The 263-nt window shown below is 77.6% G+C and carries 1 protein-coding gene; it reads left to right on the top strand.

What is annotated here, in order from left to right:
• Positions 1 to 263, top strand: a 263-nt coding sequence (locus ACZ2IA_RS23040) for a hypothetical protein (protein ID WP_470294908.1), incomplete at both ends; no start/stop codon positions are given.

The following is a 263-nucleotide window of genomic DNA, read 5'->3' as shown; positions in this document are numbered from 1 at the left end:
CGCGGCCGCCCTGCGCGAGGCCCTGGACACCGACCCGCGCGACGCTGACCTGCACGAGCGCCTGCGAAGGCTGCCGCCCCCGCCCCCGGCCAACCTGTCGCTGCGGGTCGAGGGGCGCGGGATCACCGTGGCCTGGAACGCCGACGGGGACGACGCGGTCACCCACGCCGGGGTGCGCACCGCCGGCACGGTCCCGGCCAACCCGCGGGACGGCCGCCTCCTCGTGGAGGGCCACACCGCGACTTTGTTCCGCGACGAGGAAC

The organism is Crenobacter sp. CS_VA4 (genome assembly GCF_055597485.1).
Note: the sequence above shows the minus strand (reverse complement) of the source record. Positions and strands in the feature narration are given on the sequence as shown.